Here is a 15,923-nt window from a genome sequence, read left to right as displayed (position 1 = left end):
AACAGCTGAATTTATTCATGTTCTCTGAAGAAGCACCGGGTATGCCATTCTACCTATCCAATGGTCAGTTCATTCGAAATCAAATGGAAATTTTCTTGAGAGAGGTTCAATTGAAACACGATTATGATGAAGTGAGAACACCGTTGATGATGAACAAACGACTTTGGGAAGAATCAGGACATTGGGACCATTATCATGGGAACATGTATTTCACTAAAGTGGATGAGAATGATTACGCGTTAAAACCAATGAATTGCCCGGGACATATGTTGATTTTCAAATTTTGTGGTTTGCAATTATTTATTTGGAATTTTAACTTTAGTCGACTCTAAACGTTTTGATACACCTATTTATGTGACACTGGTTATTTTATTATTCTTTTTAATTGCATCTTATTTCAAATACGTTCCAAGATTTATTATTTTCATTAGTAATTATTCATTTTCAATTTATTTAATTCATTACTTCTTTGTGCATAGATTAGGAGCGCTTCACGATTATCCGTTGTTAAACATCCTATTTACGTTTACATTAACAGTGACATTCTCAATATGTATCGCTTATGTAATGAATTTAAGTAAATTTGGTAAGTATATTGTTGGCGGTATAGGGAAAATGAAATATGAAACGTATTATCAAAGTTATAAACAAAATTTAGTGGATTAAAAGGTGGGAGAAGTATGGCTAAATTAGTTTCAATTATTGTATCTGTTTACAATAAGGGGCAGTTTTTAGAAAAGTGCATAGAGTCTTTAATTGATTTAAAGATGGACAAGAATAATATTGAAGCGATATTTGTAGATGATTGTTCAACTGATGAGTCGGTTAACATTATCAAGCATTATGAAAAGGACTATGACTTTATAAAATTAATTCAATTACCTGAAAATACAGGTAGCCCTTCTGAACCAAGAAACATTGGAATGAGAGAGGCACAAGGTAAATATATTACGTTACTTGATGCGGATGATTGGTTAGATAAGGAAGGGTTCCCTCAAGTGATTGAGAAAGTGAATGCAGATGATGCCGACCTTGGTTATGGACAAAGTTATAAACATAAGTCTAAAAACGTGAAGCATCATGCTAAGTTTACTTCTTATAAAGAAGCATCACATTTAAAACCACAAGACATTAGTAAGATTTTTAGAGCAGTAGGACCACCAGGAAAGGTATTTAAACGAAGTCTAGTCATGGATAATCATATTGAATTTGAACATATGAAATATGGTGAGGATAAGTTGTTTTTCTTTCAACTATTTGGAAAAGTGGACGATATCACAATGTCCACAATACCTATGTATCACGTAAATCGTTACGATGAAAATAAATCGTTAGTACAGCAAACATCAATGTTAGATAAAGCAAACTTAAATTTAGAAGTCCTGGATAGAACCTGTCATATGGATATGTCTTCAGAATTAAAGCATATGGCTTTAGCTAGAATAATTGAAGTAGACTTTATTTCGAGATTCCTTCGTACGAAGACATTTATTAAATCTGCAGATAAAGAGAAATTTTATGCAGTAATTGAAAAAGTTGAACAAAAATAAAAGAGCAAGGCATTGATATCAATACATTGATTACGAATCCAGTATTCAAGCAAATCTACACGTTATATCATCATGCAGATGAATCAGTATTTGTTAATTTTACCAAGGATGTCGTTAATGACCAATGGCGCTATATTATTAAAGATGGCATTGTCTTTAGAGATTTCGTTCATCAATATGACATGATTAAACCTACTGTTGTTGATTGCTATCCAGTTTACGAAGGTACGCAAATGATGGGAGAAAACAAATACGAAGTCATTCGTGTCATGAAACCAGACGATATAAGCATTCAATCAGTGAGTCTCATTGAAATCAACAATGCGGCGAATGAATATGAAGTGACGTATAAATATAGCGACGATAAAATTTATGTTCCACATGAGGAATTTGAAAAGTTAAATAAAGATATCAATATTAATTTTAATGTGAATTATGGTGAGTCAGGACACTCATTGGTGTATGCTTCATATCCAAGTCTCAATGATGTATTTAAAATGAAACGCCAAAATTTCAAAGTTGAATTTGTGCATAAAAAGAATGAAAATAAAACACAGCAAGTAACAAACCGTAAAAGTGAATATTTCACGAGAATAATGAATCCAATGATGACACTGAAAAAAATTAAAATATATAAAGATGTATCATTTAAAGAAGAAGTAGGTAGTCTAGAAGCGGGTACTAGAGTTGAAGCGTCAGATATTCAATATACAACAAAAGGTACACCTCGTCTGGTATTAGATGATGGTAGTATAATCACAGCGAATAAAGATTTTATTACCTTAATCAACACATCAGGATTAAACAAGTATATTACTGAGGTGCCTAAGAAAGTTAAAGTTATAAAAGCGTGTAAACTCTATGATTCACGTGATTTTAAAGACAATACAGTACGTAAACTTAAAAAAGGTGATGTATTACCTATCAGAGACATCATTTATACGACTAACTCAACACCACGCTTAGTAACACAAGAAGATTTGTTCCTAACAGCAAACAAAGATTTTATTAAAGTAATCAAATAATAATGAACCTAAGTGCAATAGCACTTAGGTAAGTAATTCTAAAATGGATTATGAAACTTAGTTGAGTGACGCCTGAGAGAACAGATGAGTGTCGAGACCTCGTCTCGACCCAGCCCCCTAGGCAAGCATCTCAACTAAAGTGGAATGAAAATCCATTATAGAATTGCTATAGAGACGGCACCCCAGGAACGCGAAGCAACTTAAGTGAGTGGATTATCTATCTAAGATCGCCTTTAGAGAACTACTTTAGAACTATTGAAACTAAAGAAGCCAGTAAATGAAGTTGTTAAAACTCATTTACTGGCAATTTTAATAGGAGGATGATTTCCATGGACTTACTACATGAATGACTACATTCTATTCCATGCTGCCATGGATTGTTTTAATATTATGCTTCATCATTTTATAATATGAATCTCCTTTCGATCCTTTTTCTCCAATTGAATCTGTAAATACTTCTCCGTAAATACTTTTACCTATTTCCTCAGATAAGCTATTCATAGATTTTTTATCAACACTTGTTTCAACTAATAAATGTTTAATGTGATTATCTTTAACAAATTGGATTGCTTGTTTCATTTGTGATGGTGTACCTTGTTTTTCAGTATTAATCTCCCAAATATAACCTGGTTTAATATCAAAGGCTTTTGAGAAGTATTTGAAAGCACCCTCACTTGTAATCATGGCACGCTCTTGTTTCGGAATATCATTGAATTTATCTTTACTGTCTTTATTTAACTTTTCAAGTTGAGCAAGATAAGCATCACCTTGTTTGTGATAATCAGCTTTATGTGATGAATCTGCTTTTACGAGTTGTTCTTGAATATTCTTAACGTATTGAATACCATTATCCAGACTTAACCACGCATGTGGATCAATCTTATCTTTATTACCAGTTTCTCCGTTTAAATAAATTGGTTTAACTCCTTTAGACACCGCGAAGACTGACTTGTCATTAGTAGATTTACCCGCTTGTTCTAAAGCTTTCTCAAACCAACCGTTACCAGATTCTAAATTGAAACCATTGTAGAAGATAACATCCGCGTCAGTAAGTTGTTTAATATCTTTCGGTTTAACTTCATATTCATGCGGGTCTTGTCCGACAGGCACAATGCTATGAACGTCAACCTTGTCTCCACCAACCTGTTTGACCATGTCATAAATAATAGAATTAGTTGTTACGACCTTTAATTTGTCATGACCTTTAGAGTGTTGCTCACTTGAATTTGAACCACAAGCTGCGAGTACTAAGATTAATGCAATTAGTAATGGAATAAATTTTTTCATGTTGTTTGTACACCTCTATACTTTGTTTTTATTTTTGAAAAGAGAAGAGTCAAGATATAAATACTAAATGTTGCAATAACAATTGTTGCACCACTCGGTAGATTGTAAATAAAGCTAAAGTATAATCCTATGATAGAACTTACTATGCCTATTAAACTTGCTACGATCATCATTGAATATAGATTCTTTGTGATTAAAAAGGCAGTCGACGCCGGTGTAACAAGTAATGCAACGACTAAGATAATGCCGACAGTTTGAATACTCGCGACGGTTACTAAGGCGAGTAACAGCATTACAAAATAATGAATCATTGTTGTATTCAATCCGCTCACACGACTGAATGTCGCATCAAAAGTTGAAATCATTAATGGACGATAAAGTATGACAATGAGTAGTATCACAATGACGCCAATAATGATGGTTATCCAAAATGTTTGTCGGGTAATAGCGAGTAAATTTCCGAATAAAATATGATGCAAATCCGTCGTACTATTAATAAGACTAATAATGATGACACCCGTTGCGAGAAACGCAGTGAAACTAATACCAATAGCTGCATCAGGTTTTGTTTTACTATTATTTGAAATATAGCCAATTAATAAACTTGCGATCATGCCAGTGACTAATGCGCCGATGAACATTGGAATATTGAATAAGAATGACAATGCCACACCAGGTAAAACAGCATGACTCATCGCATCTCCCATCAACGACAATCCACGGAGGATAATCAAACTTCCTACAGTTCCACACACAATACCTACGACAATAGATGTAATTAAAGCGCGATTTAAGAATTGATAATCGAATAAATGTTGAATGAAATCAGTCATTAGATATGTCACTCCCTTCTTTAAGAGTAGAACTCACATTAAATAGAAATGTCCGGTTTAAATATTGTGGCTGCATCGCTTGATGGCTAGGACCGAAAAATCTGACTGTACGATTAAGTAAAAGAATTCGATCAAAATATTGTTCAGCTTTCGACAAATCATGATGCACAATGAGAATAAGTTTGCCCTGATTTTTTAAATGTTGAAGCTTTTCCATAATGAGTTGTTCACTATTAAAGTCGATGCCAACAAATGGTTCGTCCAATAGATAGATGGTACTATCAGACATTAAAGCTCTTGCCACAAGTACACGTTGCAGTTGCCCACCACTAAGCTCAGAAATTTGTTTATATTGTAATGATTCCAAATCTAAATCTCTTAATAATTTATGAAACTTCATTTTTGACGCGTGATCGACGCGTCTGAACCAGCCGATGGTTTGGTAACAACCAGACAAGATGACTTTTTCAACATTGATTGGAAAGTCCAAATCTAATTGTGCTTTTTGAGGAATGTATGTAATATATTGCAATTGTTTATGTATGGATTTGCCATATAAATTCATCTCGCCACTCGCGTTAAACGATCCAATTAAACTTTTTAATAAAGAGGATTTACCAGCACCGTTGGGCCCCATAATGCCAATAATTTCTCCAGAAATTGGAATCTTTAAAGTAATATCTTTAAGCACATGTTTATGATTTAAATGCAAATTCATGTTGCTAATGTCTATCAATCAATTACCTCCTAAATAAAAGTTTAGGTTAACCTAATTTATTTTATAATAAACACCGAAAACAGTGTGTGTCAAGTCAAGATAGACAATAAAAATGTGGTAATAGTATAAATTTGTTTCTGAAAGTAAGGTCTAAAGTGGGCGTTAATTATTGATATTGCTGTATTTAATGAAACGTGGCTCGATTGACAATTAAATAATTAAATGTAAAATATAAAACGTAATTATTACGATTTACAAAAAGAAAGGTATGATTTTATGGGCAAGATACCTGTAACGGTATTGAGTGGTTACCTTGGATCAGGTAAAACAACATTACTTAACCACATTTTAAATAATCGGGAAGGTCGTCGAATTGCGGTTATTGTTAATGATATGAGCGAGGTCAATATTGATAAAGACTTAGTTGCAGATGGGGGTGGACTATCAAGAACGGATGAAAAACTAGTAGAACTGTCAAATGGTTGTATTTGCTGTACGTTAAGGGACGATTTATTACAAGAAGTTGAGCGCTTAGTAGAAAAGGGGAATATTGATTATATCGTGATTGAATCTACAGGTATATCTGAACCGGTACCTGTGGCTCAAACATTCTCTTATATTGACGAAGCATTAGGTATCGATTTAACGTCAATCTGTAAACTCGATACGATGGTAACTGTTGTGGATGCTAATCGATTTATTAATGACATTAATTCCGAGGATTTACTTGTGGATCGTGATCAAGGTGCAGATCAAACAGATGAACGCTCAATTGCGGATTTACTTATTGATCAAGTGGAATTCTGTGATGTTTTAGTGCTAAATAAGACAGATTTAGTAACCGAAGCAGAATTAACTAAATTAGAAAATATTTTAAGAAAGTTACAACCAGATGCACATCTAATTAAAACAACAAATGCCGAAGTTGATATTAACGAAGTATTAGATACAGGTCGCTTTGACTTTGAACAAGCGAGTAACTCTGCAGGATGGATAAAAGAATTAACTGAAGGTGGTCACGCGGAACATACACCTGAAACAGAAGAGTATGGAATTGGTTCTTTCGTTTATTCAAGACGATTACCGTTTCACGCGAAACGTTTCAACGATTGGTTAGAACAAATGCCTAATAATATTGTTCGTGCAAAAGGTATCGTCTGGTTGGCACAATATAATCAAGTTGCATGTCTACTATCACAAGCAGGTTCATCTTGTAATATTAGTCCGGTAACCTATTGGGTGGCTGCGATGTCCAAAGAACAACGAGAACAAATTTTAAATCAGCGACCTGATGTTGCGCAAAGTTGGGACATAGAATATGGTGACAGAAACACTCAATTTGTGATTATAGGTACTGAATTAGATCAAGAAAAAATTGTGAAAGAATTAGACCAGTGCTTAGTCAATGGTGATGAAATTGATAGCGACTGGAATCAATTAGAAGATCCATATCATTGGCAGATTCGAAAAGCTTAAACTCACGACATAGTAAAGCAATAATATTTTAAAAGTAACACTTAAGATGGCTTTAACACCTTGCACATTGCGTTAAAGTAAGTTAACGCTCTGTGGCGAGGTGTCTTTTTTATGAAAGAACATCTCAAATGGTTGATGATTTAAATTTATTGAATATTTTGAACAAATCAACACTAAATTTATGTATAATAGCTAGTAAACATGTAATAGGAGAGATATGACACATGATGAAACAAAAACTTTCAATCAAAGAAAATATATTTATTGGTTCGATGTTGTTTGGCTTATTCTTTGGTGCAGGAAATTTAATCTTTCCTATTCATCTTGGACAAACAGCAGGTGAGAATGTTTGGCTTGCGAATTTAGGTTTCCTAATTACAGACATTGGGCTACCTTTTCTAGGTATAGTAGCGATTGGTATCTCCAAAACAAATGGCGTCTTCGATATTTCATCTCGAGTGAGTAAAGGCTATGCGTACGCATTTACGATTGCTTTATATTTGGTCATTGGACCATTCTTTGCTTTACCAAGGCTTGCAACAACATCGTATGAAATTGCATTTTCACCATTTATTTCGGCAGGTACTGGAAAAATTGTATTACCGATATTTAGTATTTTATTCTTTCTTATAGCATGGTTTTTCTCAAGAAAGCCATCTAAAATTTTAGATTACATAGGTAAATTCTTAAATCCAGTATTTTTAGTATTACTAGGTATCGTAGTTGTCTTAGCATTTATTAAACCAATGGGTGGTATTAGTCATGCGCCAGTAAGTGCAAATTATAGTGATAGTGTCTTATTGAAAGGGTTTATAGACGGTTATAATACGCTAGATGCACTCGCATCACTCGCTTTCGGTATTATCATTGTGACAACAATTAAGAAATTAGGTATTACTAATCCAAATGGGATCGCTAAAGAAACTTTCAAGTCAGGTTTTATAAGTATCGTAGGAATGGGCATTATTTATACATTGCTCGCTTTAATGGGTACGATGAGTTTAGGTCATTTTAAAGTGAGTGAAAATGGTGGTATCGCACTGGCTCAAATTGCGCAGCACTATCTTGGAGATTACGGTATTATCATTTTATCTCTAATCATTATTGTCGCTTGTTTGAAGACAGCAATTGGTTTAATTACTGCATTTTCAGAGACATTTACAGAACTATTCCCGAAAATGAATTACCTTTGGTTAGCAACAGGTGTAGCGTTACTCGCTTGTATCTTCGCTAATGTCGGGTTAACTAAAATTATTATGTATTCAACGCCGGTATTGATGTTTATCTATCCGTTAGCGATTACACTGATTTTATTAACGCTTGTCAGTCCATTATTTAATCATTCGACAATTGTTTATAAATTTACAACGTTCTTTACAATGTTTGCAGCGTTCTTTGATGGTGTAAACGCAAGCCCGGAATTTTTTGCAAAGACATCATTTGCACAAGCGTTAATAAGTTTCGCTGAACGTTATTTACCGTTCTTCACAATTGGAATGGGTTGGATTGTTCCGGCAATCATAGGATTTGTAGTAGGACTTATCGTTTATTTAATTCGTTCTCGTAGACAAACTCAAACAAAATAAATATTAAATAATAACATGTAAGCCTGGGACATAAATCAATGTCTCAGGCTAAAAATATATATTGGCAGTCGTTGACTGAATTAAAATGATCTTGTAACAAGCATCTTTTTAATTCTAGTCAACCTTACCGGAGGAGGGCGAAGGAATAAATTTTTGAAAAAATATTATTTCTGTCCCGCTCCCATAGCTTATTTTTTTGCATTCAATCATAACTTTTAAAATTCTTATTGTGTAATTGTACATAGTGTAGTACTATTTAAAACGTAATCATTACGATTTAAAACGAGCGAGGAGAATTAGATGACTAAGAGTTATGATGTTTGGTGGCAAAAAGACCAAGAATCAGATGATGATATGGCGCGTGACCATCAAGAAGCTTGGGAGAGAACTATAGAAATGCTTGATACATCGGATATCAAAGGGAAGACAATCTTAGATGTGGGATGTAATCAAGGCGGATTTTTAAGAAAATTATATGACACAACGCCATTTAAAGAAGGTGTCGGCATAGATTTAGCACGTTTATCTTTAGAAAAGGCAGAAACTTTAAAAGGTGAACGTCCACTTACATATTATTTAACTGATAAACCACAAGAGACAAATAGAACATTTGATACTGCTGTAAGTACATCTGTCCTGTACTTAATCGAAGACATTCCACAACATGCACAAGATTTAAAAGAAGTGTTGAAACCGGGAGGCGTTTACTATGCTTCATTCGCCGATTTAACCAATAATCCTAGTCGTCAATTTATGGATGACACGATTAATCAATACGGCGCAACACCTTCTCAGAACCATTCTTTAAAACACATCGTTGATAGCTTTGTTGATGCAGGGTTTGAAGTTGCAGTAATGAAAGAACCTGTGCCTGACGTGATTGATTTAACACATTATAGTGATTTTTATCTATCACCAAATGATTATCTACAAACACTTTATGAGGAATCATTTTTAATTAAAGCAAGCGTGAAAGAAGGTATCGGTAAATGAAAAAGCGTGTATTAATTACAATGGCAGCAAGCGCAACGCTCTTATTAGCAGGTTGTGGGAATGACCAAAAAGAAGATAAAAATATCACAGTATCGCTACCTACTGAAGCGAAAGCAGATAAACTTGACGCACAAGGTTATGACGCCGCAATGCCAGTCTATAGTGCAGTATATGATGCATTAGTTAAATATGATAAAGATAAAGGTGTGAAAGCTGGTTTAGCAGAAAAATGGCATGTTGACGACTCAGGAAAAGTCTATGAATTCCATTTGAAAAAGAATGTTAAATTCTCAGATGGCTCAGCTTTAGATGCTAAAGCAGTGAAATTCTCGATTGAGCGTGCGAAAGCGATGAACAAAGATACGACTGTAGAAACGTTAAAAAAATTGGATAAGGTTGTTGTTAAAAATAATCATGTTGTCCAAATTAGATTGAAGTCACCATCAAATCAAGTTTTGAATGAATTAACACAGGTGAGACCGTTGCGTATTATGAGTCCACATTCCGTTGAAAATGGTAAAGTAAATGGCAAATTTGAAAAAGCAATCGGAACAGGTGCCTTTGTCGTTGATAAAACTGGCAAAGAAAAAACGACAATGAAGCCAAATAAATATTTCAACCATAGCCATCCCGTAAACTACAATCTTGCGTTCCAAACGATTGAAGATGGAGATTCAAGAAACTCAGCAGTACAAAGTGGTTCTGTAGATATTTCTGGTGGTGCTTTAGGAATGCTGTCAGATCAACAAATTAAGCAAGACAAGAAAAATAAAAACTTAACTGTTGAAGATAAACCAAGTACAGTAAGTCATTTCATGGCATTTAACCCGGATAATGATGTATTAAAACAGCGTACAATACGTGAAGCCATTAGTAAGAGTATCGATACAAAAGATATTGCGGGTAAATCTGTAAATGGTTTATTCCAGAAGAACGTAGAATTTGTAAATAAAGATAATCAACAGGCACATGACTATGATGTAAAAGATGCTGAGAAGTTACTTAAACAAGCCGGTTATCACAAGAACAGTGACAGTATTTTTGAAAAAGACGGTAAATCATTAACATTTAATTTGGTTATTCAAACGGCAGAGTTCCCAAGTTGGAAAGATAAAGCGGAAAAAGTGCAACGTCAACTTAAAAAAGCTGGCATTAAGTTAAATGTGAAAACGTTAGATTCACAATCATACTATGACACGTTATGGACGAAAAAAGATTATGACCTCATCTTCTATAGAACGTATTCAGATGCCTTAATGCCATATAATTTCATGAGTTCAGTATTTAAAAATAATGATGGCAAGTCAGGTGTATTAGCTAATGATAAAACATTGACTCAGCAACTAGATGACTTCCCAACAACTGTATCTAAAAAAGAACAACAGCGTTCATTTGATGAAATATTCAAACACTTTAATCAACAATATTATGGTGTGCCTATTGCTTATCCAAATGAAACCTTTGTCGTTAGTGATAAAGTAAAGCAATTCAAATTCTCTGGACTTACTGATGCTCCTATTGATTATAAAGCGTTGAAAGTTAATGAGTAACAATGCTTAAACGAACAATAAAATTAATACTTTACTTAATCATGAGTTCGTTTATTATATTCGTTTTAGTCGAGAAGACATCAGGTAATCCAGCGATACTATACTTACAACGTCATGGTTATACGTCGATTACCCAGGAAAATATTGAAGCAGCACAACATAAACTTGGTTTGGGCCAGCATTTTTTATTAAGATATATCGATTGGGTTGGACATGCACTTACTGGTAACTTGGGATACAGTTTTAGTACAAATGAGCCAGTAACAACTATGATTATGGAGGCCGTCATTCCAACATTAATATTAATCGTTGTTTCAAGTTGTATTATATTGCCATTGGGTTATATGGTTGGTTATTTTATTGGGACGCGCCCACATACTCGATACGCGAATGGTATTGGTGGATTCGCTCAAGTGATGACTTCTATGCCGGAATATTGGTTAGCCATTTTGTTTATATATTATTTAGGAGTACGTTGGCAGTTGCTACCTTTTGTAGGTAGCGATTCTTGGAAACATTTCGTGCTACCCATCTTCACCATTGTTGTTATAGAAGGATGTCATATCTTATTGATGACATCGCACCTTATTGCGCAAACATTAGATAATGATGCGTATCAACTTGCTCAGTTAAGACATTACTCATTAAAGGCGCGTATCATTGTCCAGATTAAAGAGATATTTGCACCACTCATGACCATTTCAATTAACAGTATGATTCATTTAATAGGAAAAGTAGTCATACTTGAAGTAATCTTCAGCATGTCTGGTATAGGGAAATTATTAATTAATGCTATCAATCAACGAGATTATCCACTTATTCAAGGTATTGTGGTCTTTATCATCGTCTTAATTATGTTCATTAATTATTTAGGCGACATTATCATTTTAAACAATGAACCTAGACTTCGACGACATACCAAACGCCAAGCTCATGAGAAAAGAGGTGTGTCGTGATGAAAAAATATCAAACTTACATCGCCATAAGTACAATATTAAGTGTGATGTTTGTGCTAATTGTATATTGCTTTATGCAAGACACACAAAACTTGGACCCACTTCAATCACCTAATAGCCAACATTGGTTAGGCACGGATCAATTAGGCAGAGATTTCTTTGTCAGACTGATTGTAGGTAGCCTAGTCACATTAAGCTTAACTAGCGTGGTAATTCTGTTAAGTGTTTGCAATGGACTGGTCTTTGGGTTAATTGCAGGTATAGAAAGAAAATGGTTAGATCAAATCATCATGTTTATTGCTGATATGCTATTGGCAATTCCTTCGTTTATTATTGCATTAGTCATCTTAAGCTTAGTAAGTAATTCAATGCTAGGTTTGATACTTGCCCTAACGATTGGATGGATAGGCCGTTATTTACGTTATTTCAGAAATTTAACACGAGATATTCAAAAACGTCCCTTTGTCAGTTATGCAAGGCTAAGTGGTAACTCAACATTTAGAACGACAGTGGTACACGTGATTCCGCATTTACTAAGTAATATATTTGCTTTGGTTACAGCTGACTTTGGCAAAATGATGCTAAGTATATCTGGACTTGCCTTTTTAGGTCTAGGTATTAAACCACCGACGCCCGAGTTAGGAACCATTCTCTTTGACGGGAAAAGTTATTTTAATGGTGCACCTTGGCTCTTCTTCTTCCCTGGTGTATTGTTAGGAGGTTTCGCCTTATTATGTCAAATGATCAACAAAAAAATAACGCAATGAATACTGTAGTTAAAGTCAATCAATTATCCATCTTAGATCATAATCGGTCATTGTTAAACGATGTGAATTTGACAATAACTAAAGGTGCATTTCATTGCATTATAGGTGAGAGTGGTAGTGGGAAGTCATTATTGACGAGAACTATTCTTGGAATGAAACCATCACAACTAAGCTATCAAGGAGAAATCAAGATTGATTTAAATAAGGCGGATGTCGTTTTTCAAGATGTTCAAAGTAATATGTTTCAAAACGTGACTTTGGCTAAACATTTCCAATATATTTATGAAGCTAACCATTCACAACTATCTAAACAAGATATCGAGGAAGACGTCTTAGATAAAATGCAATTACTCGGTTTAAATCAAGGTAAACAATTACTTAAACGATATCCCTTCGAACTTAGTGGAGGTATGGCACAACGTGTAGCCTTTATAATGTCATTAATTAGACGTCCGGACTACTTATTTTTAGATGAACCGACGAGTGCGCTAGATCAAGAGAACGTTAAAAAGTTTATGCACTATTTGATTAAGGCACAGGAACATTATCAAATGACAATTGTCTTTATTACACATGATATTAACTTAGTTAAGGATTATGCCACTCATATTAGTATTATGCAGCAAGGTCAATTGATTGAAAGTGGTGAGGCATCATCCATTTTAGCTAACCCCACACATAGCTATACGAAAAATTTAATTACTATCGCACATCGGAGACAGGCCTATGCTTAAAATTGAAAGATTAACTAAATACATTGATGGGAAACTTATCTTCAAAGATATATCATGTGCAATTTATGACCAACATTTACTTATAAGTGGTGAAAGTGGCTGCGGTAAGTCTACGTTAGCCAAGATTATCGCCGGATTAGATATGAATTATCAAGGTGACTTATACTTTAATGGCCAATTGCGTAAGTCATATACGGCAAAAGAATGGATGAAACACATCCAATATGTGCCTCAGTATCAACGTGACACATTAAACCAGCGCAAAACTGTATTATCTACGCTATTAGAACCACTTAAGAATTACAAATTTGATAAGCATAGTTACACATCAAGAATAGAAGCGGTACTTAGACAATGCAAGTTACCACAAAGCATACTTAATCAAAGCATTTCAACGCTAAGTGGTGGACAATTTCAACGTGTATGGATAGCGAAGGCACTAATTCTAGAGCCAGAGATATTGATATTAGATGAAGCAACGACAAACTTAGATGTGATTAACGAGGAAGAAATAATTCAAATGTTAATTACGTTAAAGCAAACGCAATTAATCATTATTTCACATGATGCGTACGTCTTGAGTCGCTTTAAAGGCGTTCAGTTACAACTCAAACAATTGAATAATTAGAGTCAAACCTCCTGATAAGGTATATACTTAATGGTACATACTAGACGGGAGTTTTTTTATGATACCAAAGCAAGCTTATAAACAATTGGTATTAAGCATGCTGGCATTAATGATTGCAATGTCAATTAGCCGTTTTGCATATACGCCAATTTTGCCATTTATGCAACAAGATACTTCGATGAATAACCAAAATGCAGGTCTGTTAGCGACATTCAATTATTTAGGTTATCTAATTGGTGCTATCATACCTATGTTTATTACGATAAAATCTAAAGTCTTTGATTTAAAGTTATATGTCATGATTAATGTGATTTCTGTTATTTTTATGGGACTTTCAGAGCATTTTCTTATCTGGTCAGTACTGCGAATAATTGCCGGGATAACGAGTGGTACGATCTTTGTTTTAGCATCTAACGTAGCGTTAGAAGCATTAAGAATGGCTAATAAACAAAGTATTTCGGGAATTTTATATAGTGCAGTAGGAATAGGAATATTTTCTAGTAGTATTTTTATATTTCTTTATACGCAAGCTCAGACTTGGAAAGCAACATGGATTATATTAGGTGTTGTGGCTTTAATGGCAGGTATCATTATACTAACCAGTATGAAGAACAACCCTTCAATCTCTATACACACGACGTCATCAAATCAGAATCCAGGGAAGGCATTAAATCGTGCATTTATTATTTCATTCTCTATTGCCTATTTTTTTGAGGGAGCGGGCTATATAGTTACAGGTACATTTTTAGTCGCACTTATTAAGACTATACCTGCATACGCAGATTACGCTGCATTAAGTTGGATGTTTGTAGGTCTAGGTGCAATGCCGGCCACGTTAATTTGGTCATTATTTGCTGAAAAGTTTGGGTACAAAAAGGCGATATATAGTGCATTAATATTACAAATTATTAGTGTAGGCTTGCCTATCTTTTCACATCATATGCTAGGCTTAATCATTGCGTCGATGCTATTTGGTGCAACCTTCTTAGGTTTAACAACATTATTTATGTCGAAAAGCCAAGAACTTATGTATTATACAAATCAAAAGTTAAATCTTGTATCGTTATTAACAGTCGTTTATAGTGTCGGACAAATGATAGCGCCAATGATTGCGGGATTACTCATCGGAGATTCAAACAATTATCAGTTGGCGTTAACCTTCGCAATGATATTACTTATACTAGGTTTCATATTTAGTGTAATAAGCTATAGATTTAATGCATATAAATAAAAATATCTTGAAATACATGGTTTAATTAAGAATTTTTAAAATCGTAAGCAATATAGAAGTTTGGAAGTAATAAAAATAGGGCATATTTTACTAATTAAACCTTTCATGAAAAATGAAACGGCATGAGGTTTTTAATTTATAGGGGGATTGTCACATGAATATTTATAAATTACGTTATCAACATTATAAAGATATTGTTGATGATAATATCTTAACAGTATTTGTATTGGCTAAAAATGAAGAAGAAGTTGAACAATTTGCAAAAAAAGTAAGTTATGCAGTTGAAAGTATTACACAAATCTCTCAAGAAGAATATGAAAAAGAAAAAGCTAAAGATGAACATTTCGGTCTTGAGCATGCTGAAAATTATTTAGATTAATATGAATTATCGGTCGGGGAGTAGGTCAGAAATAATATTTATTTCATTGTACCCCCAGCTTGCCTAGCTTGTAGAATTTCTTTATGAAATTCACTTTGTTGGGGGCTTCGCCCACCAGTCAACTACTGCTAATATATATTTGTAGAGGCTGGAACATTAAGTTCTTGAATAATTATAAAAAGAGGCTGGGACATAATTTCTAACAAATTA

Annotated in this window: 16 protein-coding genes and 1 pseudogene; 14 read left to right on the top strand and 3 right to left on the bottom strand. The window is 34.0% G+C overall.

The window, feature by feature from the left end:
- The first annotated feature begins 17 nt into the window (after nucleotides 1-17).
- From HMPREF3265_RS12815 to HMPREF3265_RS12805, 4 genes and pseudogenes are all read left to right on the top strand, one after another.
- On the top strand, nucleotides 18-332 hold the full coding sequence (locus tag HMPREF3265_RS12815) for a hypothetical protein (protein WP_256323912.1): 315 nt from the start codon (nucleotides 18-20) through the stop codon (nucleotides 330-332).
- Nucleotides 283-666, top strand: a pseudogene (locus HMPREF3265_RS12140) (adhesion protein); the annotation flags it as partial. The gene HMPREF3265_RS12815 and the pseudogene HMPREF3265_RS12140, both read left to right, overlap by 50 nt.
- Nucleotides 667-680: 14 nt before the next feature.
- The gene (locus tag HMPREF3265_RS12810; RefSeq protein ID WP_256323911.1) at nucleotides 681-1,550 is read left to right on the top strand and encodes a glycosyltransferase family 2 protein; all 870 of its coding nucleotides are present in this window, start codon (nucleotides 681-683) and stop codon (nucleotides 1,548-1,550) included.
- Nucleotides 1,551-1,576: 26 nt separating this feature from the next.
- Nucleotides 1,577-2,575 (top strand): DUF5776 domain-containing protein, encoded by a 999-nt coding sequence (locus tag HMPREF3265_RS12805; RefSeq protein ID WP_256323910.1) that lies wholly within the window; start codon nucleotides 1,577-1,579, stop codon nucleotides 2,573-2,575.
- Between the two features lie 357 nt (nucleotides 2,576-2,932).
- Here HMPREF3265_RS12805 and mntC read toward each other — a convergent pair whose 3' ends face one another.
- The 3 genes from mntC to HMPREF3265_RS02785 are packed head-to-tail and all read right to left on the bottom strand — an operon-like array spanning nucleotide 2,933 to nucleotide 5,431.
- Nucleotides 2,933-3,862: a manganese ABC transporter substrate-binding lipoprotein MntC gene (gene mntC, locus HMPREF3265_RS02795; RefSeq protein ID WP_037550918.1), complete on the bottom strand. Its 930-nt coding sequence runs from the start codon at nucleotides 3,860-3,862 to the stop codon at nucleotides 2,933-2,935.
- Nucleotides 3,859-4,695 (bottom strand): metal ABC transporter permease, encoded by an 837-nt coding sequence (locus HMPREF3265_RS02790; protein WP_037550917.1) that lies wholly within the window; start codon nucleotides 4,693-4,695, stop codon nucleotides 3,859-3,861. Before HMPREF3265_RS02790 ends, mntC begins: the two co-directional genes overlap by 4 nt.
- The gene (locus HMPREF3265_RS02785; protein ID WP_037550915.1) at nucleotides 4,688-5,431 is read right to left on the bottom strand and encodes a metal ABC transporter ATP-binding protein; all 744 of its coding nucleotides are present in this window, start codon (nucleotides 5,429-5,431) and stop codon (nucleotides 4,688-4,690) included. Before HMPREF3265_RS02785 ends, HMPREF3265_RS02790 begins: the two co-directional genes overlap by 8 nt.
- Nucleotides 5,432-5,689: 258 nt before the next feature.
- Here HMPREF3265_RS02785 and HMPREF3265_RS02780 point away from each other — a divergent pair, with 258 nt between their 5' ends.
- The 10 genes from HMPREF3265_RS02780 (at nucleotide 5,690) to HMPREF3265_RS02735 (ending at nucleotide 15,713) form a co-directional block, all read left to right on the top strand.
- The gene (locus tag HMPREF3265_RS02780; protein WP_016930500.1) at nucleotides 5,690-6,889 is read left to right on the top strand and encodes a GTP-binding protein; all 1,200 of its coding nucleotides are present in this window, start codon (nucleotides 5,690-5,692) and stop codon (nucleotides 6,887-6,889) included.
- A 224-nt stretch (nucleotides 6,890-7,113) separates the two neighbouring features.
- Complete coding sequence (gene brnQ / locus HMPREF3265_RS02775; protein WP_070860989.1) at nucleotides 7,114-8,475, top strand: branched-chain amino acid transport system II carrier protein; 1,362 nt, start codon at nucleotides 7,114-7,116, stop codon at nucleotides 8,473-8,475.
- A gap of 300 nt (nucleotides 8,476-8,775) precedes the next feature.
- Complete coding sequence (locus tag HMPREF3265_RS02770) at nucleotides 8,776-9,468, top strand: class I SAM-dependent methyltransferase (RefSeq protein ID WP_070860988.1); 693 nt, start codon at nucleotides 8,776-8,778, stop codon at nucleotides 9,466-9,468.
- Nucleotides 9,465-11,018 carry an ABC transporter substrate-binding protein gene (locus tag HMPREF3265_RS02765; protein ID WP_070860987.1) on the top strand — a complete coding sequence of 518 codons (1,554 nt, stop codon included), beginning with the start codon at nucleotides 9,465-9,467 and terminating at the stop codon, nucleotides 11,016-11,018. Before HMPREF3265_RS02770 ends, HMPREF3265_RS02765 begins: the two co-directional genes overlap by 4 nt.
- Nucleotides 11,019-11,020: 2 nt before the next feature.
- A complete protein-coding gene (locus HMPREF3265_RS02760) occupies nucleotides 11,021-11,974 on the top strand; it encodes an ABC transporter permease (RefSeq protein WP_070860986.1) in 954 nt (317 codons plus the stop codon).
- Entirely contained in the window at nucleotides 11,974-12,741 is a 768-nt protein-coding gene (locus HMPREF3265_RS02755; RefSeq protein ID WP_070860985.1) for an ABC transporter permease, read from the top strand. Before HMPREF3265_RS02760 ends, HMPREF3265_RS02755 begins: the two co-directional genes overlap by 1 nt.
- A complete protein-coding gene (locus tag HMPREF3265_RS02750) occupies nucleotides 12,708-13,475 on the top strand; it encodes an ATP-binding cassette domain-containing protein (protein ID WP_070860984.1) in 768 nt (255 codons plus the stop codon). Before HMPREF3265_RS02755 ends, HMPREF3265_RS02750 begins: the two co-directional genes overlap by 34 nt.
- A complete protein-coding gene (locus tag HMPREF3265_RS02745) occupies nucleotides 13,468-14,103 on the top strand; it encodes an ABC transporter ATP-binding protein (RefSeq protein WP_070860983.1) in 636 nt (211 codons plus the stop codon). Before HMPREF3265_RS02750 ends, HMPREF3265_RS02745 begins: the two co-directional genes overlap by 8 nt.
- Before the next feature lie 58 nt (nucleotides 14,104-14,161).
- A complete protein-coding gene (locus tag HMPREF3265_RS02740; protein WP_070860982.1) occupies nucleotides 14,162-15,334 on the top strand; it encodes a YbfB/YjiJ family MFS transporter in 1,173 nt (390 codons plus the stop codon).
- A gap of 154 nt (nucleotides 15,335-15,488) precedes the next feature.
- Nucleotides 15,489-15,713 (top strand): hypothetical protein, encoded by a 225-nt coding sequence (locus HMPREF3265_RS02735; protein WP_011274482.1) that lies wholly within the window; start codon nucleotides 15,489-15,491, stop codon nucleotides 15,711-15,713.
- The last annotated feature ends 210 nt before the right edge of the window (nucleotides 15,714-15,923 follow it).

It is taken from the genome of Staphylococcus sp. HMSC62B09 (assembly GCF_001839115.1).
In the GTDB taxonomy this organism is placed as follows: domain Bacteria; phylum Bacillota; class Bacilli; order Staphylococcales; family Staphylococcaceae; genus Staphylococcus; species Staphylococcus haemolyticus.
This window is presented reverse-complemented; position numbering and strand designations above follow the sequence as displayed.

Excerpts from the sequence above, each read along its gene's own strand:
- HMPREF3265_RS12815 (WP_256323912.1), top strand. The coding sequence starts at position 18 with ATGTTCTCTGAAGAAGCACCGGGTATGCCATTCTACCTATCCAATGGT.
- HMPREF3265_RS12810 (WP_256323911.1), top strand. The coding sequence starts at position 681 with ATGGCTAAATTAGTTTCAATTATTGTATCTGTTTACAATAAGGGGCAG.
- mntC (WP_037550918.1), bottom strand. The coding sequence starts at position 3,862 with ATGAAAAAATTTATTCCATTACTAATTGCATTAATCTTAGTACTCGCA.
- HMPREF3265_RS02790 (WP_037550917.1), bottom strand. The coding sequence starts at position 4,695 with ATGACTGATTTCATTCAACATTTATTCGATTATCAATTCTTAAATCGC.
- HMPREF3265_RS02780 (WP_016930500.1), top strand. The coding sequence starts at position 5,690 with ATGGGCAAGATACCTGTAACGGTATTGAGTGGTTACCTTGGATCAGGT.
- brnQ (WP_070860989.1), top strand. The coding sequence starts at position 7,114 with ATGATGAAACAAAAACTTTCAATCAAAGAAAATATATTTATTGGTTCG.
- HMPREF3265_RS02770 (WP_070860988.1), top strand. The coding sequence starts at position 8,776 with ATGACTAAGAGTTATGATGTTTGGTGGCAAAAAGACCAAGAATCAGAT.
- HMPREF3265_RS02765 (WP_070860987.1), top strand. The coding sequence starts at position 9,465 with ATGAAAAAGCGTGTATTAATTACAATGGCAGCAAGCGCAACGCTCTTA.
- HMPREF3265_RS02760 (WP_070860986.1), top strand. The coding sequence starts at position 11,021 with ATGCTTAAACGAACAATAAAATTAATACTTTACTTAATCATGAGTTCG.
- HMPREF3265_RS02755 (WP_070860985.1), top strand. The coding sequence starts at position 11,974 with ATGAAAAAATATCAAACTTACATCGCCATAAGTACAATATTAAGTGTG.
- HMPREF3265_RS02750 (WP_070860984.1), top strand. The coding sequence starts at position 12,708 with ATGTCAAATGATCAACAAAAAAATAACGCAATGAATACTGTAGTTAAA.
- HMPREF3265_RS02745 (WP_070860983.1), top strand. The coding sequence starts at position 13,468 with ATGCTTAAAATTGAAAGATTAACTAAATACATTGATGGGAAACTTATC.
- HMPREF3265_RS02740 (WP_070860982.1), top strand. The coding sequence starts at position 14,162 with ATGATACCAAAGCAAGCTTATAAACAATTGGTATTAAGCATGCTGGCA.
- HMPREF3265_RS02735 (WP_011274482.1), top strand. The coding sequence starts at position 15,489 with ATGAATATTTATAAATTACGTTATCAACATTATAAAGATATTGTTGAT.